Genomic DNA, 19,858 nt, shown 5'->3' on the forward strand with positions numbered 1-19,858 from the left:
GGTCGCCCGGGGGCGCGGCCGTACCGCACCGGCGGATCAGTCTTCGACGACGACTTCCATGTACGGGGGGAAGCTGGGGATGTGGGAGTTGTCGTGTTCGAGGACGGAGACGTCACCGTTCTTGGCCACTTCGCGGAAGCCGGCGAACTTGTAGGTGACGAGCATCGTCCGGTTGCGGTCGGTGGAGACGAATTCCGCCCGCAGGGTCACGCCGGCGTCGTGGGCCTTGCGGATGAGGTGGCCCAGGAGGACGGAGCCGACGCCGCGGGCCATCACGCGGCAGGACATCAGGAGCAGTTTCAGGGTCCATACGTCGGCGGAGCGTTCGACGAGGGCGAGGCCGATCTTGCCGTAGGTGCCGTACTTGTCGTCGAGTGAGGCGACGAGCAGTTCGTGGTCGGGCGAGGAGCGGAACGCGTCGAGCTCTTCGTAGGAGTACGTGTAGCCGGTGGCGTTCAGCTGGTTGGTGCGTACGGTGAGTTCCTCGGCGCGCTTGAGGTCGTCCTCCCGTGCGGGGGCGATGGTGAAGTGCATGTCGAGGGAGGCGAGGAACTCTTCGGAGGCGCCGGTGTGGGACTCCTCCGCGGCCTTGCGCCGGGCGTCGGCCCGGTACAGGTGGCGGCGTTCGCGGGAGTCCGCGGTGACGAACCGCGGCTGCATGCGGGGCAGGTCGGGGATGCGTTCGGCGTCGAGGGCGTCGATGCACAGCACCTGGGGGTGGGTGAAGCCGACCTCGTCGCGTTCGAAGGGCTGGTCGTCGACGAAGGCGAGGGTGTCGATGCCGATGTTGATCGCTTCGGCGACCGCCTTCACCGAGTCCGACTTCTGGCCCCAGTTGATCTGGGGATAGAGGAAGTATTCGGCGATGCCGAATTCTTCGAGTCGGGCCATGGCGGCGGCGTGGTCGTTGCGGCTGGCTATGGAGTGGAGAATTCCCCGCTCGTCGAGGGTACGCAGGACGTCGACGATTCCCGGGCGGAGTTTGACGTCCCCGTCCTCGAGGAGCACTCCGTCCCATACGGTGTTGTCGAGGTCCCAGACCACGCATTTCACGGTGATCGTCATCAATTTCCCCTGTTCGTGGTGCGCAGCTGATGGCGGCCGAGGGTGAAATCCTGGAACGCGTATTCGGCGAGGCCGACTTGGTGGAGCTGGGTGCTTCCCTCGATGATTTCCATGATTTTGGCGTCGCCGAGGTAGCGCTGTACGGGGTATGCGGAGCTGCAGCCGTTGGCGCCGTGGATCTGCACGGCGTCGGTCGCCGCGCGTACGGCGGCGCGGGAGGCGAAGTACTTCGCCAGTGAGGTGGCGGCGAGGGCTCCTGGGTCGCGCTCGTCGCGGAGCCGGCCGGCGTCCATGCACAGCAGGCGGGCCGCGCGGGCCTCCGTGTACATGTCGCTGATCATGCGGCGGACGAGTTGGTGGTCCTTGATGAGCGCGCCGAACTGTTCGCGTTCGCCCGCGTAGGCGAGACAGGCGTCGAGGCAGGCGTCGAGGATGCCGACGCTGCCCCAGCCCACGGTGTAGCGGCCGAGGTCGAGGGCGGCGCCGACGACGTGCGAGATGCCGAGGCCGGGGCGGGCGAGGATGTTCTGCTCGGGCACCGGGGTCTGTTCGAAGCGCACGTCGGCGGTCATCGAGGCGCGGATGCCGATGAGGTCCGTGATCAGGGAGGTGCTGAGGCCGGGGGCGGGGCGTTCGACGAGGACCGCGGTGGGTCCTTCCTCGGTCCGGGCGACCGTCAGGAACAGGTCGGCCACGTGGCCGTAGGTGATCCATTTCTTGTGGCCGTCGAGCAGGTGGCCGTCACCGGTGGGGGTGAGGCGGCTGGTGACGCCGGCGGCGTCGCTGCCGGCGCCGGGTTCGGAGACGGCGAGTGCCGCGATGCGTTCGCCGGTCGCGAGCAGGGGCAGCCAGGTGTCCTTCTGGGCGCGGCTGCCCCAGCGCATGATCGCGTGGGCGACCATGGTGTGCACGGTGAGCAGGCTGCGCAGTGAGGAGCAGGCGCGTCCTATCTCCGCGGCCAGCAGTCCGAGGGTGACCGCGTCCCTGCCGCCTCCGCCGTACTCCCGCGGGACGGCCAGGCCGAGGTACCCGCTGTCGGCCAGGGCGCGGACGAGCTCCGGCGGGGTGTGCTGGGCACGGTGGATCGAGTCCGCGGCCGGTGCGACGACGCGCTGGGCGAACTCCTGGAATTCCTCCCGGGCCTCGGTGTGCCCGGCGGGTGGCTGGGTCGTCAGGGACACGGGTCGCCTCACTGGGGCACGGCTGCGGACAGCTTGCGGTTGACGAAGGCCTCGAGGGCGCTGACGGAGCGGAAGTGGTCGAGTTCGAGGTCGTCGTTCTCGACGGTGATGCCGAACTCGTGCTCGACGAAGGCGACCAGTTGCATGGCGAACATCGAGCTGACGAAGCCCAGCTGGAAGATGTCGTCGTCGTCCTTGAGGTCGTGCACGGGGAAGAAGCGGGAGAGGTAGTGCGCGATCCGGGGCTTGATGTCCGTGCTCATGTCATTCCCTGTCTCTGGTGGACTCGTCCGGTGGGGTCGGGTACGGCGGGGGCCGCGGGCGGCCGCGGCCCCGTGCCGCTCAGGCGTAGCTGTGGAAGCCCTGGCCGCTCTTTCGGCCCAGCAGCCCGGCGGCGACCATCTTCTTGAGCAGCGGGGCAGGCCGGTACTTGTCGTCGTTGAAGCTCTCGTAGAGCACTTCGACGGACTTGAGGATGGTGTCGAGGCCGATGAGGTCGGCGGTCTCCAGCGGGCCCATGCGGTGGTCGAAGCAGCCCTTGAAGATGCGGTCGACCTCGGCCGCGGAGGCGACGCCGTCCTGGACGAGGAAGACGGCCTCGTTGACGGTCAGCATGAGCACGCGGTTGGAGACGAAGCCGGGGACGTCCTGGACGACGATGCATTCCTTGCCGAGTTCGGCGAGGAAGCGCGCCGCGGTGTCCAGGGTCTCCTGGGTGGTGTGGTAGCCGCGGATGACCTCGACGAGCGGCTTCATCGGCACCGGGTTCATGAAGTGCATGCCGACGACGCGCTCGGGGCGGCCGGTGGCGGAGCCGACCCGGGTGATGGAGATGGCGGAGGTGTTGACGGCGAAGACGGTGCCGGGCCGGCAGATCTTGTCGATGCGTTCGTAGACCTGCTGCTTGATGCCCCAGTCCTCGGTGACGTTCTCCACGACGAAGTCGGCGTCGGCGAGCCGCTCGTAGTCGACCGTGAACTCGATCTTCTCCAGGACCGCCGTGAAGTCGACCTTCTCCTTGCTGTTGAACAGGGCGTAGGTCCGCAGGCTGGTGCGCAGTTCCTTGCGGGCGCGCTCGAGGACGTCCTCGGAGATGTCCACGAGGACGACGCGGTGTCCGGTCTGGGCGAGGTTCTGCGCCACGCCGACGCCCATGACCCCGGCGCCGAGTACCCCTACGGTCTTGAATTCCATGGTCCGTCGACTCCGTTTACTGGTCGCTGCGAAGGGCGTAGATGTTGTAGATGTCCGTGCCGACGTAGATCTCGTCCTGTTCGGCGTGGACGGTGAAGCCGCGGCTGCTCAGCATCCGGGTCAGGTGGGCGACCCGGCCGTCGCCGTCGTGGGCCTCGAGCACCATCTGGCGGATCTTGGGCCAGTCGTGGTCGGCGATGCCGTCGAGGACCTGCTGCTCGCTCTTCTGCACATCGATCTTGATGAGGTCGATCCGTTCGACGCCCTGTTCCGCGATGACGGCGCTCAGGGGGCGCAGCCATGCCTTGAACGGGACGGCGTCGAAGCGGACGTCGATGAGTTCCTCGGCGTAGGCGTCGAGCTTCTCGATGCCCTCCTCGGCCTCGCCGGCCGCGCGCTGGTTGGCGATGATGGTGCGCAGGTTGCGCTTCTCCTCGTCCTCGTCGGGGTGGAAGGAGGACATGCCGGAGCTGCGCGGGTAGAAGGTGAAGTCGGCCTCCGTCTCGCTGTCGGAGATGCCGATGTTGAACAGCTTGGCGTTCACGCCGTGTTCGGCGACGTTGCGGCTGAGGAGTTCGAACATGGGCGGGGCCGGTTCGAAGGTGTAGATCTCGACGTTGTCGGCCTCGTAGTGGGAGAAGAGGGTGAACAGGCCGATGTTGCCGCCGACGTCGAAGACGGTGGCGCCGGGCTCGATGGTGATGCCGTTCTTGGCGTAGGTGCGGTGGTCGAAGATGTCCTCGTAGAAGTGCTTGGTCTCGGCCTCGTTCTGGTGGTGGACCATCAGGCCGTTGGGCAGCCGGTAGGCGGGGCGGGCGTCGGCCGCGGCGGTCCAGGCGGCCGTCTCGGCGGCGGTCGGCTCGTCGCCGGTGAGCAGCGCGTCGATGGCGGCGGACATCTGGACGATGCTGGGCATCTCGTAGACGCGGCGCAGGGTGAGCTCGACGCCGAACTCGCGCTCGATGCGCAGGATCAGGCGGGTGGCGAGCAGGGAGTTGCCGCCCAGTTCGAAGAAGCCGATGTCGGTGGGGAGCGCGTCCGACTTGAGCAGCCGGGACCAGATCGTGTGCAGCCGGGCCTGGGTGTCGGTCAGCTCCGGGGCGCCCTGCGGGACGGCGGCGGTGGCGGTGTGGCCGGTGGTGGGGATGCCGGTGGCGGGGAAGGTGTCCCAGCCGGCCTGTGCGTGGCCGGTCCACAGCCGGCCGAGGGCCTTCAGCAGGACGGCGGTGTCGTCCTGCGGCTCCATCGGGTGGCGCATGGAGGCGACGATGGCGGCGGTGTCGCCGTCGCGGGCGGTGGCGGCGAGGCTGCTGAGGGTCTGTCCGGGGCCGGTCTCCAGCAGGAGCGGCTCGGCGCCCAGGGCTGCCAGTCCGTCGGCGAACCGCACCGGGCTGCACAGGTGGCGGGCCCAGTAGGCCGGGTCGGTGGCCTGCTCGTCGGTGATCTGCCGGCCGGTCACGTTGGAGATGTAGGGGATGCTCGGCGCCTTGAGGTCCAAGGTGGCGGCGAGCCGGGTGACTTCGGCGGCCAGCGGCTCCATCATGACCGAGTGGAAGGCGTGGGTGGACTTCACCCGGCGGGCGGCCACGCCCTGTTCCATGAGGCGGGTGTGGAGCTCGTCCACGGCCGCGCCGGGGCCGGCGACGACGCAGAACTCGGGTCCGTTGACGGCGGAGAGCGACAGCTTCTCGCCGATCAGGGCCGTGACCTGGTCCTCGGGGAGCATGACGGCGAGCATGGCGCCTTCCGGCGACCGGTCGATCAGCCGGGCGCGCTGGGCGACGAGCTTGACGGCGCCCTCGAGGGTCAGCACCCCGGCGAGGGTGGCGGCGACGTACTCGCCGAGGCTGTAGCCGATCATGACCTTCGGGCGCAGGCCCCACGACTCCCACAGCTGCGCCAGCGCGTACTCGACGGCGAAGAGGGCCGGCTGGGCGACACCCGTGCGGTTCAGGCGGCGCTCGGCGTCGCTCCGGGGGCCGCTGTCGCGGCCCAGCATCTGCCGCAGGTCCATGGCCGGCGCCGGTGCGCCGGGGGCCTGGTCCTGCGGGAACAGGGCGTCGCGGATGTCGAGGTCCAGCTCCGCGGCGAGCAGGTCGGCGCAGCGGTCCAGGTGCTCCCGGAAGACCGGGAAGTGGTGGTACAGGCCCTGCCCCATGCCGACGTAGTGGTCGCCGAGGCCGGGGAACATGAACGCGACCGGCCGCTCGGCGGCGGGCGCGGTCGCGGCGTCCTTGGGGCGTATCTCGGCGGTGGCGCTCTCGTCGCCGGCGGCGGTCAGCAGGGCGGCGCGGCGCACGCCGGCCGTCGCGGTCGCATCGCCGGCGCTGTGGACGGTGACCAGTGCGTCGTGGGACGTGACGGGACACGCGGAGCGGGACCGGAGCGCGGCGATCCCGGCATCGAGGTCCGCTGCGCCGGGACCGGCCAGGAGCGCCAGGTGCCACGGGCTCACCGTGTGGTCGTCGCGGACGGACACGGGTGTCGGATGGGGATTCATGCCACTCCTTGGCTGTCGCAGGGCAGGGCCGCACAGGTCGGGGAATGCCGGAGACGGGTGGACCAATTGGTAGCAGCGCAGCCTTTGGTCTCACTCAATCCGCAATCGGGCCGTCTCTCTTGCGCGGTGCGCAGGGGCCCCGTGACGCATACGGAAAAGGCTCGGTCCACGTAGTTCTGCGTCAGCTTCTTTGCCGGTCTGTTTCAGTGTCAAGCCCCTTTGACCTGCCTCGGGTCGGTGGGGCGGCATCTTGAGGAATTCCGCTGCCGCGGCTCGAGCGGTTCTCGAGTCTTTCCTGATCCGGCCCTTAGGGCGGCCGTAACGAGGGGTGGATTAACGGAAAGCAGGAGCCGCACGTCTTCTACGCTCAATGCGCTCCCGTGAACGGGGTTGTCCCGCTCCCCCTTTCTTTCCGCGCCCTCTGTCCAAAGACCGTCATCGGCGTGCTTCGGACCGGTGCCACGCGGTGGCCGTGGTGATGCGGGAGCGGGCCGCCGGCGTGCTGCGGGCCGTCGCCCGGCAGGGCGGTGCCGTGGTGCCGACGACGAGAGGCGGCGTGCGGCGGCGTTGCGGCACCGGCCGCAGCGCCGTGACTTCGTCGCCGCGCATCTGCCGGCGTGGCCCTGCGTGCGGCGTTTCGCCGGCTGCCGGCCACCACACCGGTGACGCTGCGTCAAAAAGCGTGGGGCGCTGCGGCGGGCCAGGGCACGGCAGGCCGGTTCCCCGGCCTGTCGGTGAGCATGCCGCCGGCGGCGGGATCGTGGCCGCATGGCCGGCGCCTCACCGGTGGCGGTCGATGTGGAGAGCGCGGCGGGTGGCCCGGTGGAGGAGCGGCTGATGCCCCGCGCGGGCCGGGGGTGTGGTCAGGCGGGGGACGTGGCCGGCACGGGGCCCGCCTGCGCGGTGCGCCGTACGACGCGGCAGGCACGGCCGAGGAGCCGCGGCAGGTGCTTGCCGCGTACGAAGAAGTGGTCCCCGGGCACGGTCCGCGACACCGCGGGCCCGGTGCTCCAGGCCCGCCAGCCCTCCATCGCCGCGGCCGGCGCCAGCGGGTCGTCCACGCCGGAGACGATGAGCAGCGGAACGTGCGGCGGCCCGGCCGGGGCCGGCTCGCGGGCGGCGGTGCGCAGGGCGTCGGCGAGCAGCAGGTCGTCACGCAGGACCGGCATCACGGCCCGATGCCAGAACCCGCCGGGCAGGGCGCCCTCCGGCAGGGCGCCCAGCTCGCCGAGGAGTGCCAGCAGCCGCTCGTCGCCGTCCCGGCAGGCGTCGGCGAGGTCGGAGGCGGCGTCAGGTGGCGGGCAGGCGCCGAGGGCCAGCAGCGCGGGCCCCGGCAGGCCTGCCTCGTGCAGGGCGCGGGTGAGGGTGTAGGCGACCATCGCGCCGAGGCTGTGGCCGTAGAGCACGTACGGGCCGGGCGGCTCGTGCGTGAAGATGCCCAGCAGATCGCTCAGCAGGGCCTCACGGCCGGTGATGCGCGGCTCGCGGCGCCTGGCCTCACGGCCCGGCAGCAGATGGGGCACGGGCACGGCGCCCGTCCCCAGCTCGGCCGGCCAGCCGTGGAAGGAGGAGACACCGGCTCCCGCGTGCGCGAAGCAGTGGAGCCGTACCGGCTGTGCGTCCGACATCTGTCGTCCCTCCTCCTGGGGCGCCCTGGGGCCGGGTGCGCCGGTACCAGGATCGCCTGCGCGCCTCGAGATCCGCTCGGGCTCAGGCGGCGTAGAGGCCGAACGTGGAGCCGCGGCGTGGGCCGCTGACCACGTCCAGCGCCGGGTCGACGGTGAGCATGGCGTGGTGCAGCCGCTGCAGCTGGGGCGAGGGCTCCACGCCCAGTTCCTCGATCAGCCGTGTGCGCAGCCTGCGGTAGATGTCCAGCGCGGTGGCCTGCCGGCCCGAGCGGTACAGGGCAACCATGGCCTGCGAGTGGAGCCCTTCGTGCTGCGGGTGGCGGGCGGTCAGGTCGGTCAGTTCTGCGATGAGTTCGCTGTGCCGGCCCAGGCGCAGGTCGGCGTCGATCCGCCGCTCCACGGTGACCAGCCGGCTCTCCTCCAGCCGCAGGACCTCTATCTCGAGGATCGGGCCGACCCGCACGTCCACCAGCCCCGGCCCGTGCCACATCGCCAGCGCGTCGCGGAACAGGTGCGCGGCCCGTTCGTCCTCGCCGTCCTCGAAGGCGCTCTGGCCCGCCGACACCAGCTGTTCGTAGCGGTGCACGTCGACGGCCTCCGGCGGGATCTGCAGCAGGTATCCGCCGTGCCGGGTGGCCAGTACCTCCTTCGCGGTGCCCGGCGCGTCGGGGCCCATCGCGGTGCCCAGTCGGCGGCGCAGCTGAAGGATGTACGTCTGCAGGGTGGTCATGGCGCTCTGGGGCAGTTCGGTGCCCCAGATCTCCTCCATCAGGGTCGGCACCGGCATGACCCGCCCCGGGTAGAAGGCGAGCAGCGCCAGAATCTGGCGTGGTTTGCCCGCGGTCGGAACGATCGACATTCCGTTGACGTGTGCGCTCAACGGACCCAGAACCTGAATCTCCACGGTTTCCTCCCGTTACCTGGTCGAGTTCCCTCGATGGCTCAAAGCCGTCGGCGCGCAGCACGCTAGTCGCGTTCGAAGGACGGCCCCGAGATTTCGACCCGTGCTTGAGCAGCCCTCCAACAAGGCACTTCGGCGGAAGGAGCCGTTCGATCGAGAACGCTTGTACGGGTGGTCGAAGAAGACTCGGACGGCTGAACACCGTCCTTGCCGGGCGGCTATCGTCCGTGGTTCCGCACACGGGACCGTCGAGACGGGCACCACGGAGGCACCATGGAGCTGCGCCTGTTCGTGTTCCACCACGCCGGTGGTTCGCATCTGCTGTACCGCGACTGGCCCGGCCGTTTCCCGGCCGGCTGGGACGTGCGGCTGGTGGACGCCCCCGGCCGCGGTCTGCTGTCCGACCGTCCCGCGATCGGGGACGCGGACCGGCTCGTGGACCACTTCCTCGATGAGCTGGGGCCCGAACTCCAGGGCCGCTACGCACTGTTCGGGCACAGCATGGGCGGTCTGGTGGCCTACGAGCTGACCCGGCGGCTGCTGGATCTGGGGCGCAGGCCGCCGCTGTGGCTGGGGTTGTCGGCGCGCAGCACGCCACTGCCGCAGGGCGAGAACAGCGGCAGGCATCTGCTGTCCGACGCCGGGCTGCGCCGTGAGCTGGCCGCGATGGGCGGCACGCCCGCGGCGGTGCTGGAGGACGCGGAGCTGTGGGAGCTGTTCGCGCCGGCCATCCGGGGCGATCTGCGGCTGGTGGAGACCTGGCGTCCGAAGCCGCAGACCGAGCCGCTGCCCGTGGCGCTGTCGGTCTTCGGCGGCACTCGTGACGCGGTGGCCCCGCCGGGGCGGCTGGCCGGCTGGGCCGAGCGGTCGACGCGTTTCGTGGGCCTGCATCTGTTCGACGGCGGGCACTTCTACTTCCAGGACGATCCCTCCGCGCTGACCGGGCAGATCGCCGATGACGTCCACTGCGCCCTGGCCCTGGACGGCGCCGTGCGCGCGGTGCCCCGTTGACCGTGCCGGCGCCGGTCCGCCCCGCCCCTCCGGCGGCGCGGGGCACGGCGCCGACCGAGTTCCGGCTGCTGGGGCCGGTGGAGATACGCGACGGGCTCACCGGCGCGGACATCGCGCCGCCCGGTTCGAAGCAGCGTGCGCTGCTGTCCGCGTTCGTGATCCACGCGGGCCGGCTGCTGAGTGTGGACCGGCTGGCGGAGGAGCTGTGGGGCGACGAGCCGCCCGCGAACGCCGCGAACGCGCTGCAGGCCCATGTGGCCCGGCTGCGGCGGCTGCTGCCCGCCGCGGACGGGCCGGGGGCGGCGGGTCACGAGTGGATCAGCACGCTGCCGACCGGTTATCTGCTGAGCCTGGGCCGGGCCACGACCGACGTCCAGGCCTTCCACCGGCTGTCCGCGAAGGGCCGTGCGGCCATCGCCTCCGATCCCGGGCAGGCGGCGGAGCTGCTGCGCCGGGCCCTGGCGCTGTGGCGCGGGCCGGCGTTGCAGGACAGCTGCTACGGGCCGATCTGCCGTTCGGAGGCCGACCGGCTGGAGGAGAACCGGCTCACCGCGCTGGAGACGCTGTACGACGCGAGCCTGCGCTGTGCCCAGCACGGTGAGATCACCGGGGAGCTGGAGAAACTGACCGCCGACCATCCGCTGCGGGAACGTCTCTACGACCTGCTCATGGTGGCCCTGTACCGCAGTGGCCGGCAGGCCGAGGCTTTGGGTGTGTACGAGCGGGCGCGGCGCCGGCTGGTGGACGCGCTGGGGATCGAGCCGGGTCCGGCGCTGCGCGGCCGGATGGAGGCGATTCTCCATCATGCGCCCGGCCTGTCGGCCCCGTCGGTGGCCGTGGCACCACCGCGGCAGGCGGGGCCGCACGGCGCGGCGGGACGGGACGGCGTGGTGGGGCCGGACGGCTCGGTGGGGTGGGACGGCGTGGTGGGGTGGGACGGCGTGGTGGATCTGGGGGGCGAGATCGCCCGGCTGCAGCGCCGTATCGACGAGCTGGGCCTTCAGCAGCAGGCGCTGGTGCGCAGGTTCGAGGCGATGGTGGCCGAGGGGCTGCAGCCGCCGCGGGCGCGGGCCCGCTGAGCGCGGCGGCCCCGGGCCTGCGGTCCGGTGCACGTTCTCAGACGGCGACCGCCGCTGCCGCGGTGAGGTGCTGCTCCACGGTGCGAAGGACCTCGTGCTGCTGGTCGACGAGGAAGAAGTGGCCGCCGGGCAGGACCCGCAGTTCGAAGGCGGAGCCGGTGTGCCCGGCCCAGGCGCCGACGTCCGCCGCGGATGCCTTGGGGTCGCTGTCGCCGGTGAAGGCGGTGACGGGGCAGCGCAGCGCGGGTCCGTCGCTGTAGCGGTAGCGGCGCACCGCCGCGTAGTCGGCGCGCAGGGCGGGCAGGATCATGTCCAGGACCTCCGCGTCGTCGAGGAGTTCGGCGCCGGTGCCGTTCAAGGCGCGGATCTCGGCGACGACTTCCTCGTCGGTGCGCGGCTGGAGGTCTCCCTCGCGATCCAGGCAGGGGGCGCGGCGGCCGGAGACGAACAGCGCGGCGGGCCCGCGGCCGGCGGCCTCGAGGCGGCGGGCGGCCTCGAAGGCGACGGTGGCGCCCATGCTGTGCCCGAACAGGGCGTAGGGCCGGTCGGTCCGCGGGGCGAGAGCCTCGGCGATCGTGTCGGCGAGCACGGCGATGTCCGTGACGGCCGGTTCCTCGCGCCGGTCCTGCCGGCCCGGGTACTGGACGGCCAGGACCTCGATGCGCGGGGACAGCGCCTGCGCGACGGGGTGGTAGAAGGTGGCCGCGCCGCCGGCGTGCGGCAGGCAGACCAGCCGCAGGGGTGCGTCGGGGGCCGGTCGGTAGTTCCTGAACCAGGGGGTGTCTCCCGTAAGGGCGGTCATGGGGTCTCTCCTAGCCGGTCACGAGCAGGGCTTGAGACCACCATCGGCGGTCGCCGGCCGCGGCGGCTTCCCCTGACATCCCCCTGTGCTCGGGGCGCCGGCGAATGTAGGGGGGCGTCGGGGGTTACCGGTGCCGGCCGTGGTGGCACAGGCTCGGCGCAGTGCCTGCCGTGTGCCTGTGCCGCGTCCCTCCGGCCGTGCCCCGGCGCGCTGCGCGCTCCTCGACTCCCGAGAGAAACCAGGGAATTCACGTGGACGAGATCATCAGTGCCCTTCTCTGTGAGGATGCGACGCCGCAGGACTTCGCGGCTGTGCCGCTTCCCGACAGCTACCGCGGTGCCGTGGTCCGCAAGGAGGACACCGGCATGTTCGAGGCGATGGACTTCGCGGACAAGGATCCGCGCAAGTCGCTGCATCTGCAGGACGTGCCGGTGCCGATGCCTTCGGCCGGCGAGGCGCTGGTGGCGGTGATGGCGTCGTCGGTGAACTACAACACCGTCTGGTCGTCGGTCTTCGAGCCGCTGCCGACGTTCGGCTTCCTTCAGCGTTACGCGCGGCTCTCCCCCGCCGCCGCCCGCCACGACCTGCCGTACCACGTACTCGGCTCCGACCTGGCGGGGGTCGTGCTGCGCACCGGCCCCGGTGTGAACCGCTGGAAGGCCGGGGACCGGGTGGTGGCGCACTGCCTGTCGGTGGAGCTGGAGTCGGCGGACGGCCACGGCGACACGATGCTCGACCCAGAGCAGCGGATCTGGGGTTTCGAGACCAACTTCGGCGGGCTGGCCGAGATCGCGCTGGTCAAGTCGAACCAGCTGATGCCCAAGCCCGAGCATCTGACCTGGGAGGAGGCCGCGGCCCCGGGTCTGGTGAACTCCACCGCCTACCGGCAGCTCGTCTCCCGCAACGGGGCCGGGATGAAGCAGGGCGACAACGTGCTGATCTGGGGTGCGAGCGGCGGACTGGGCTCCTACGCCACGCAGTTGGCCCTGGCCGGCGGCGCCAACCCGATCTGTGTCGTCTCCAGCGACCAGAAGGCGGACATCTGCCGGAGGATGGGCGCGGAGGCGGTCATCGACCGCAGCGCGGAGGGCTACCGGTTCTGGAAGGACGAGCAGACCCAGGACCCGCGCGAGTGGAAGCGGCTGGGCTCCCGTATCCGTGAGCTCACCGGCGGCGAGGACGTCGACATCGTCTTCGAGCACCCCGGCCGCGAGACGTTCGGCGCGAGCGTGTACGTCACCCGCAAGGGCGGCACCATCGTGACCTGCGCGTCGACGTCGGGCTTCCGGCACGAGTACGACAACCGCTACCTGTGGATGTCGCTGAAGCGGATCATCGGCTCGCACTTCGCCAACTACCGCGAGGCGTGGGAGGCCAACCGTCTGATCGCCAAGGGCAGGATCCACCCCACCTTGTCGAAGGTCTACGCGCTGGAGGAGACCGGGCAGGCCGCGTACGACGTGCACCGCAACCTCCACCAGGGCAAGGTCGGCGTCCTCGCGCTCGCCCCCGAGGAGGGCCTGGGCGTGCGTGACCCGGAGATGCGTGAGAAGCACATCGACGCCATCAACCGTTTCCGCGAAGGGGAGGCCAAGGTCTCATGACAGAACCCGTTCCCGTCCCCGTCCCCGTCACGGGGATCGTCGGCCTGGGGTCGGCCGGCGAGGCCCTGCTGCACCGTCTGGTGGACGCGGGCCGGCCGGTCGTCGCCGTCGACGCCGACCTGGACGTCCTGGCCCGCGCCGCCCGGCGGCTCAAGGCGATCGCCGGCGACGGCCCGGGCCGTGCGCCGGTCACGTTCACCGCCGACCACACGCTGCTGCGCGACGCCGGCCTGGTGATCGAGTGCGTGCCGGACGACACGGCCGCCAAGTCTGCCGCGCTGGCGCAGATCGTCGCCGCCTGCCCGCCCGGCACTCCCCTGCTCACCACCACGGCGGAGCTGTCCGTGACCGGCCTGGCCCTCGCCTGCGGGCGGCCGGCCGATGTCGCGGCACTGCACCTGTTCACGCCGCCCCTGCCCGCGGCTCCCGTCCGGCCGCACCGCACCGCCCTGACCTCGCCGCAGGCCGCGGCCGCGCTCGACGCGCTGGTGACCGACACCGGTCTGACGCCGGTCACGGCCGCAGCGCGCGCGGCGGACGACGCCGGCGCGCTGGTGCTCGGGTTCCTCAACCGTGCGGTGATCCTCCTCGACGAGGGCTACGCCACGCAGCACGCGATCGACACCGCGATGCGGTTCGGCTGCGCTCTGCCCGCGGGCCCGCTGGAACTGCTCGACCGTATCGGCCTGGACGCCGCCCACCGTGCGCTGACCGGCCTGTGGCGACGCACCGGTGACAGTGCCTTCGAGCCCGCTCCGCTCCTGAGCCGGATGGTGGCGGCCGAGCGGCTGGGGGTGAAGACGGGGGACGGCTTCTACACCTGGGACGAGCGCGGTGAGCGGCTCGAGGCGGCCCCTGCCGGTGCGGCGGGCGGTGCGGGCGCCGGGCCGGTGGGCCGGGTGGGCGTGCTGGGCTCGGGTGCGATGGCGCGCGGCATCGCGGAGGTGACGGCCGCGGCCGGGCATCCGACCGTGCTGGTGGCGCGCTCGGCCGACAAGGCGCGGGAGGCGCTGGCCGGCGTGGCCGAATCCCTGACCCGCGCGGTGCGCCGCGGCAAGGTCACGGCGCAGGTGAAGGCGTCGGCCTGCCAACTCCTGGAAGGGGCGCACGACGTGGCGGCCCTGGCCGGCTGCGACCTGGTGATCGAGGCGGTCGCGGAGGATCTCGACGTCAAGCGTGCGCTGTTCGCACGGCTGGGCGAGGTGTGCGCGCCGGGCACGGTGCTGGCCACCACCACCTCCTCCCTGTCGGTCACCGCGTGCGCCGAGGCGTCGGGCCGGCCGGCGGACGTGGTCGGCATGCACTTCTTCAACCCGGCCCCGGTGATGCGGCTGGTGGAGCTGGCGCGCACCGAGGTGGTGGACCCGGGTGTGTGGTCCACCGCGCGTGCCTTCTGCGAGGCGCTGGGCAAGACGGTCGTCGAGTGCCCGGACCGTACCGGCTTCATCGTCAACAGCCTGCTGTTCCCCTATCTGGGTGCGGCGCTGGCGCTGCTGGAGCGCCCCGGGTGCGACATCGAGGCGATCGACGCGGCCGTCCAGCACGGATTCGGCTTCCCCATGGGCCCGTTCGCACTGCTGGACACCATAGGTCTCGATGTGTCGCTGGCCATCCAGCACCGGCTTCACGAACGGTTTTGGACGCCGGAGTACCGTCCCTCGCCGGCGCTGGAGCAGTTGGTGGCCGCGGGTCTGCTCGGCCGCAAGAACGGCCGCGGTCTGCGCACGGCGGCCGCCCGCCGCTGACCGGGTGACGTCGCGGACCGGCCCGTCGTGCCCGGGAGGGCCTAGGGCGGGTCCGCTGTCACGACGTGGGCGAGGTCGGCGCGGGAGGTGACGCGCAACTTGCGGTAGATGCGGGTCAGATGCTGTTCGACGGTGCTGGGGGTGACGTACAGGCGGGCCGCGATGGCCCGGTTGGTCGAGCCGCGGGCGGCGAGGACGGCGACCCGGCGTTCGGCGTCGGTGAGCGTGCGGGCCGGGTGGCCGTCCTGCGGGTGGTGGCCGGCGCCGGCGGCCAGTGCCTCGGCGGCGGGGGTGCGCCAGTCCAGGGTTGTGGTGGCGGGGTGCAGCTGCCAGCGTTCCAGGGTGTCCCGGCAGGCGTGGAAGTCGCCGAGCGCGGCCTGCGGGCGGCCGGCGGCCAGTTGGTGGTGGCCGCGGGCGAGGAGGTAGTGGAGTCCGGCGCGGGTGGTGAACATCGCCTCCGGTACGGGGACGGCCAGGTGCCGTGCCGCCTCGTCGAGGTCGCCGCGCCGGGTGGCGGCGAGCACGGCCGCCGACAGCGGTATTCCGATGGCCGTTCCCCAGGCGGGCGGCGGCAGCAGGGCCAGCGCCGTCGCCGCGTGGCCGGCGGCGCTGTCGTAGGCGCCGGTGCGGGCGCACACCACCGCGGCCGCCGCTTGTGCGACGGCTTGGCGGGCGGGGGTTCGGCGGCTGCTGCCGCTTCCCGGGAGCAGTGTGCGCCACCGGGCCGGCTGCCCGGTTTCCGCGGTGTGCAGCAGGGCGGAGAGGACGGCGGCGACGGGGGCCGGCGGTGCGTGGTCGTAGGCGATCGACTCGAGGGCCCGTTCGGCCGCAGGGTGCGGATCGTCCTGCCGGGGCAGGGCGGGGGCCGTCCCGGGCCGGATGAAGGCCAGTGCGGCGGTCGCCTGCTGAGCGGCGTGGCCGGCGGCCGGCCGGGCCAGTGTCCGGGCCAGTGTGTCGGTCTGTCCGTGCCACAGCAGCAGACCGGCGGCGCCCAGGAGGTGCGGGCCCTCCAGCAGTCCTGCGGTCAGGGCCTGTTCGAGCGGGTCGAGGTGGCGTGTCACGGCGGCCGGGTCGCTCTCCCACTCGGCGCGGGCGAGCATTTCCAGCAGGTGGGCTTCCCGCCGGCTGCCGCCGCCGCTGCGGCGGGCGGCGCTGCGCAGATAGGCGGCGGCCTGTCGGGGGGCGCCGGCCGTCATGGCGTGCTGTGCGGCGCGGGTCAGCAGGGGGGCGGCCCAGGCGGGTCCGGGTGCCGGGGTGCCTGCGGCGTCCGCGGCGAGAAGGTGGCGGGCCACCTCGCCGGGCCCGGCGCCGTCCTCGTGCAGCAGGGCGGCCGCGCGCAGGTGCAGGCCGGCGGCGTCCTGGGCGTTCAGGTCTTCCAGTACCGCCGCGCGGACGCCTGCGTGGCGCAGCCGCCCGTCGGCCAGCAGGCCCGTCGCGTCGAGTTCGGCCAGGTGGGGGCCGACGGCGCGTTCGGGTACGCCGAGCAGCCGGGCCAGTGCGGTGAGGGTGGCGGTGTCGGCGAGCACGGCCAGGGCGCGGGCGGTGGCCTGTGTGAGGGGTCCGGCGCTGCGCAGGCAGGCGGCGACGGCCGCTCTGAAGGCGGTGCCGGCCACCGGGCGTGCGGAGCGCACGGGCCCGCAGGCCCGGTGGTCCTCTGCGAGGGCGGCCAGCAGGCGCGGGTTGCCGCCGCTGAAGCGGTGCCACTGGTCGGCCGGGAGCGGCGCGGCGGGCGGGCCGGGCTGGTGGGTGGCGAGGCAGGAGGCGACTGCCGCCTCGTCGAAGACGTCGAGGGGCACGGGTGTGCAGTGGGGGTGCCTGAGCAGTTCGGCCAGGGGTGGCGGGAGGGGGACGGGGCGGGCCGGGTGCGGGCCGGCGAGGACGAGGAGGATCCGGGAGGCGGTGAGCCGGCCGCACAGGTGGAGCAGGGCGCGCGCGGACGCCTCGTCCATGTGCTGGGCGTCGTCGACGAGCGCGACGAGGGGGTGGCGGGCGGCGAGTTCCCGCAGCCGGTGGTGCAGCAGCCGGGAGGCGTCGGGACCGGAGGTGACGGTGCCCGGCAGCTCGGTGTCCCCGGCGCCGGGGCCCGGGGCGTGGGGGCCGGCGGCCGGGCCGCCGGCGCCGGTGAGGAGTTGGCCGGCCACGCCCAGCGGCAGGTCCGTCTCGGTGGGGGTGGCGCAGGCACTGAGGACCAGCGCGCCGTGGTGGGCGGCCTGTTCGGCGAAACGGCGCAGCAGGACGCTCTTGCCGGTTCCGGGGCTGCCGGTGATGTGGGCGGCGGCCGCCCCGCCCTGCCGGGCTGTCGCCAGCAGCTTCTGGAGCAGGCCGAGTTGGTTCTCTCGCCGTACCAGCTCCATCGGCGCCCCCCCCCGCCTCGTCGGGGCCGTGCGCGGCCCCTTCTTCGGTCCTCGGGAGAGTCTGCCCCGGGCGGCAGAGGCGTCGCTGGTCTTGCACCGGAGTCCGGCTCGACCGGCCGCCGTGCGGCGCGGGTTCATCCGGCTTCTCCCGGGACAGCCTTCAGGCCGGGGAGGAGAGCGGGCCGACGAGCAGGTCGTTCACGGCCGAGACGTCGCCACCGGTACCGGCGCCGGTTCGGGCAGTGTGAGCTGCCGGTGGGCCGTGCGGCTCCAGGGGAAGCCGTGGTAGAGGTGCAGCGTCTGGGAGTGGTCGGTGTCGGCGGTCACGCACACCGAGGCCAACACGTCGGGTACGGGTTCCAGTTCCATGAAGCGCCATCGTCCGGGTGCCTCGTCGGGGGGCGGGCGGAAGCCGAGGACGCCCATGTCCTCGGCGAGGTGGAAGGCGAAGCTGTCGAAGGCGAGGCCGAGACCGAGGCCGCGTGCCTTGGCGTAGGCCTCCTTCAGGGTCCACAGCCGCAGGACGCGCCGGTCGCGCGGCCGGCCGGGGGCGGCGTCGGCCACCCATTGCTGTTCCTCTTCCGCGAAGGTCTCCACGATGGTCGCAAGTCCCCGGTCGGCGCGGTCGAGGCGTTCCACGTCCACCCCGATGCGGTGGCGGCGGACGACGCCGAGCAGGTTGTGGCCGTGGGCGTGCGACAGGTTGAAGTCGAGTTCGCGGCCGCCGCGGGGCAGTCCCTGGGCGGGTTTTTGCAGGAACGGCCGGCCGCGTGAGGAGCGCCAGATCACGGCCTCCGCCTCGGGGACGCCGCTTTCCAGGGCGAGTACGCGCCGGACCAGGGTGTGGGCGACGAGGTACTGGCGCCGGTCGCGTTCGAACAGGAAGCGTGCGGCGATCTCCCGTTCGTGCTCGTCGAGCCAGTGGGTGGCCAGGGTGGCGGCGATCACGGGGGCGAGTTCGTCGTTGGGGCAGAACCACAGTTTGACCGGTTCGGTTCCGCCCGGGGCGGCCTCGGGGAGGTCCGCCGTCGCGGGGCTGGTCATCGGGACTGTTCCGCGCCTTCCCCTGCGGGCGGCCGGCCGAGCCACAACTGGCGGCGCAGGAACGCCGAGGGGGGCAGTGGGGGCGGCGGGGCGGCGCCGGGCCGGTGCTGCAGGGCGGCCCAGTCGATGTCGAGGCCGGACAGCCACAGCCGGGTCAGTGTCTCGGTGCGGCCGCCGCGCCACAGTGCCGTGAGGTAGTCGCGGGTCTCGGGTGCCTGTGCCATGCCCAGCGGGTCCGTCGTGGCGTCGCGCAGGTCGGCGAAGCGTGTCCCGGTGGCGTCGGTGAGGCCGGTGGGTGTGGAGGTGGTGTCGGCGAACTCGCGCAGCCGGTGGACGAGGTGGTCGGTGTCGTCGGCGGGCAGGGCGATCCGGCACGGCCGGCAGGAGCGTTTGGCGCGCAGGGCGCGGGCGACGTCGGCCAGGGCGGCGGGGGTGTCCGTGGGCCGGTGGCCGTGGCCGGCCAGCCAGTCGGCGAGCCGTGCGGCGTCGGCGCGCAGGTGCTCGGGGGTGGGCGCGGAGAGCAGGATCTGCTCGCCGGGCCGGACGTCGTCGTCAGGTGCCGGCTGCGGTGGGGGTGGCAGGTGTTCCTCGAGGACGGTTCGGGCCGCGGGTCCGCCGTCCGGTGCGATCTCGACGGTGGCCCGGCGTGGCTGTTCACGGCCCTGGGTGTCGCGGGGCCGCGGCCACGGGCGGGCCGTGCCGTCCGGTTCGGCGGGGGCGAGGGTGGCGTGCCGCAGTTGGAGGACGGCGGAGGTCAGGGCGGCGAGGCCGGTGGCCGCCCCGGCGTCGCCCACCCGGCGCAGGCTCGTGCGGTGTGTCTCGTGCAGGTCGCCCTCGGGGGCGCAGGCGCCGCCGGGGCCGCACCAGGTGCGGGTGGAGCGTACGACGGCGTGGACGGGGTCGCCGTCGGCGAGTGCGCGGGCGAGCGGCTTGAGCACCACGGCTCCGGCGCCCTCGCCGGCGTGGTGGCGTCCGCGGGAGGGGTGCAGGAGCAGTTCCACCCCGCCGGCGACGGCGAGCGCGCACTCCCCGCGTCGCAGTGCCTCGGTGGCCAGGTGCACGGCGGCGAGTCCGGAGGAGGCGGCTGCGTCGACGGCCTGTCCCGGGCCGGTGAGTTTCAGCAGTGTCTGCAGGGTGCCGGGCAGGCCCCAGTGGCCGCTGGGCGGCATCTGCCGCCCGCCGTGCGCCCAGGCCTCGGCGGCCAGGAGCGTGTAGTCGGCGGTGGTGACGGCGGCGAACACGCCGACGCTGCGGGTCTGCCCGTCCGGTCCGGTCAGGGCGTCGAGGCGGGCGCCGGTGCAGCCGGCGTTCTCCATCGCCTCCCAGGCGACTTCCAGGAAGATGCGTTCCTGCGGGTCCATCAGCGCGCCCTCGTCGGCGCTCAGTCCGAAGAAGGCCGGGTCGAAGTCGGCGGCGCCGTCGAGGAAATGGGCGCGCTGTCCGGCCGTGAGCGGGTGGGGGCCGGGGCGGTGGGAGGGGCCGGCGGAGGAGGTGTCGCGTCCTTCGCGCAGGTTCTCCCAGTAGCGGTCGAGGTCGGGTGCGAGCGGGTACCGGCCGGCGATCCCGACGACGGCGACACCCGTGCCGTCCTGGGCGGCGGGCGCGGGCCCGGCCGGGTGGGCGGCGGGCAGGGGCGGCGGCGGACCGGTGTCCGGGGTGTGCGTGCCGGCGTTCACCAGCAGCCGCACGGCGTCGGCCCGTTCCAGCGTGCCGGCCTTGAACCGGGTCAGCACTTCACGTTCGTCCATGA

At 72.9% G+C, this 19,858-nt stretch carries 15 protein-coding genes; 4 read left to right on the forward strand and 11 right to left on the reverse strand.

The genetic code is table 11. From position 1 onward, the window contains the following. Positions 1 to 36 precede the first annotated feature (36 nt). The 7 genes from MDN94_RS31290 to MDN94_RS31320 all read right to left on the reverse strand — a co-directional run bounded on the left by MDN94_RS31290 (position 37) and on the right by MDN94_RS31320 (position 8,472). Positions 37 to 1,065, reverse strand: a complete 1,029-nt coding sequence (locus MDN94_RS31290; RefSeq protein ID WP_482729226.1) for an HAD-IIIC family phosphatase — start codon at positions 1,063 to 1,065, stop codon at positions 37 to 39. Then, complete coding sequence (locus tag MDN94_RS31295) at positions 1,065 to 2,246, reverse strand: acyl-CoA dehydrogenase family protein (RefSeq protein ID WP_482729227.1); 1,182 nt, start codon at positions 2,244 to 2,246, stop codon at positions 1,065 to 1,067. The genes MDN94_RS31290 and MDN94_RS31295 overlap by 1 nt, the downstream gene beginning before the upstream one ends. Positions 2,247 to 2,254: 8 nt before the next feature. Continuing rightward, the gene (locus MDN94_RS31300) at positions 2,255 to 2,509 is read right to left on the reverse strand and encodes an acyl carrier protein (RefSeq protein ID WP_441267261.1); all 255 of its coding nucleotides are present in this window, start codon (positions 2,507 to 2,509) and stop codon (positions 2,255 to 2,257) included. A gap of 79 nt (positions 2,510 to 2,588) precedes the next feature. Continuing rightward, on the reverse strand, positions 2,589 to 3,440 hold the full coding sequence (locus tag MDN94_RS31305) for a 3-hydroxyacyl-CoA dehydrogenase family protein (RefSeq protein WP_441267262.1): 852 nt from the start codon (positions 3,438 to 3,440) through the stop codon (positions 2,589 to 2,591). A 16-nt stretch (positions 3,441 to 3,456) separates the two neighbouring features. Beyond that, complete coding sequence (locus MDN94_RS31310) at positions 3,457 to 5,940, reverse strand: FkbM family methyltransferase (RefSeq protein ID WP_482729228.1); 2,484 nt, start codon at positions 5,938 to 5,940, stop codon at positions 3,457 to 3,459. An 863-nt stretch (positions 5,941 to 6,803) separates the two neighbouring features. After that, positions 6,804 to 7,568: a thioesterase II family protein gene (locus tag MDN94_RS31315; protein WP_482729229.1), complete on the reverse strand. Its 765-nt coding sequence runs from the start codon at positions 7,566 to 7,568 to the stop codon at positions 6,804 to 6,806. 82 nt (positions 7,569 to 7,650) lie between these two features. Beyond that, positions 7,651 to 8,472: an AfsR/SARP family transcriptional regulator gene (locus MDN94_RS31320; protein WP_441267266.1), complete on the reverse strand. Its 822-nt coding sequence runs from the start codon at positions 8,470 to 8,472 to the stop codon at positions 7,651 to 7,653. A gap of 270 nt (positions 8,473 to 8,742) precedes the next feature. On the opposite strand from MDN94_RS31320, the gene MDN94_RS31325 reads away from it, so the two are divergent. Both MDN94_RS31325 and MDN94_RS31330 read left to right on the forward strand, forming a co-directional pair. Further along, positions 8,743 to 9,480, forward strand: coding sequence for a thioesterase II family protein (locus MDN94_RS31325; RefSeq protein ID WP_441267267.1), 738 nt, complete (start codon positions 8,743 to 8,745; stop codon positions 9,478 to 9,480). A 2-nt stretch (positions 9,481 to 9,482) separates the two neighbouring features. Further along, the gene (locus tag MDN94_RS31330; protein WP_482729824.1) at positions 9,483 to 10,559 is read left to right on the forward strand and encodes an AfsR/SARP family transcriptional regulator; all 1,077 of its coding nucleotides are present in this window, start codon (positions 9,483 to 9,485) and stop codon (positions 10,557 to 10,559) included. A gap of 37 nt (positions 10,560 to 10,596) precedes the next feature. Here the strand turns inward: MDN94_RS31330 and MDN94_RS31335 are convergent, their stop codons facing one another. Beyond that, entirely contained in the window at positions 10,597 to 11,361 is a 765-nt protein-coding gene (locus tag MDN94_RS31335) for a thioesterase II family protein (protein WP_482729230.1), read from the reverse strand. A 251-nt stretch (positions 11,362 to 11,612) separates the two neighbouring features. On the opposite strand from MDN94_RS31335, the gene ccrA reads away from it, so the two are divergent. Then, entirely contained in the window at positions 11,613 to 12,965 is a 1,353-nt protein-coding gene (gene ccrA / locus MDN94_RS31340; RefSeq protein WP_482729231.1) for a crotonyl-CoA carboxylase/reductase, read from the forward strand. Beyond that, positions 12,962 to 14,710, forward strand: a complete 1,749-nt coding sequence (locus MDN94_RS31345; protein ID WP_482729232.1) for a 3-hydroxyacyl-CoA dehydrogenase family protein — start codon at positions 12,962 to 12,964, stop codon at positions 14,708 to 14,710. Before ccrA ends, MDN94_RS31345 begins: the two co-directional genes overlap by 4 nt. Before the next feature lie 41 nt (positions 14,711 to 14,751). On the opposite strand, the gene MDN94_RS31350 is transcribed toward MDN94_RS31345, so the two are convergent. The 3 genes from MDN94_RS31350 to MDN94_RS31360 form a co-directional block, all read right to left on the reverse strand. Next, positions 14,752 to 17,064, reverse strand: a complete 2,313-nt coding sequence (locus tag MDN94_RS31350) for a helix-turn-helix transcriptional regulator (RefSeq protein WP_482729233.1) — start codon at positions 17,062 to 17,064, stop codon at positions 14,752 to 14,754. Positions 17,065 to 17,262: 198 nt separating this feature from the next. Further along, positions 17,263 to 18,108: a 4'-phosphopantetheinyl transferase family protein gene (locus MDN94_RS31355; protein WP_482729234.1), complete on the reverse strand. Its 846-nt coding sequence runs from the start codon at positions 18,106 to 18,108 to the stop codon at positions 17,263 to 17,265. Continuing rightward, entirely contained in the window at positions 18,105 to 19,856 is a 1,752-nt protein-coding gene (locus tag MDN94_RS31360) for a beta-ketoacyl [acyl carrier protein] synthase domain-containing protein (protein WP_482729235.1), read from the reverse strand. The genes MDN94_RS31355 and MDN94_RS31360 overlap by 4 nt, the downstream gene beginning before the upstream one ends. Between the last annotated feature and the right edge of the window lie 2 nt (positions 19,857 to 19,858).

The organism is Streptomyces sp. WAC00040 (assembly GCF_056835925.1).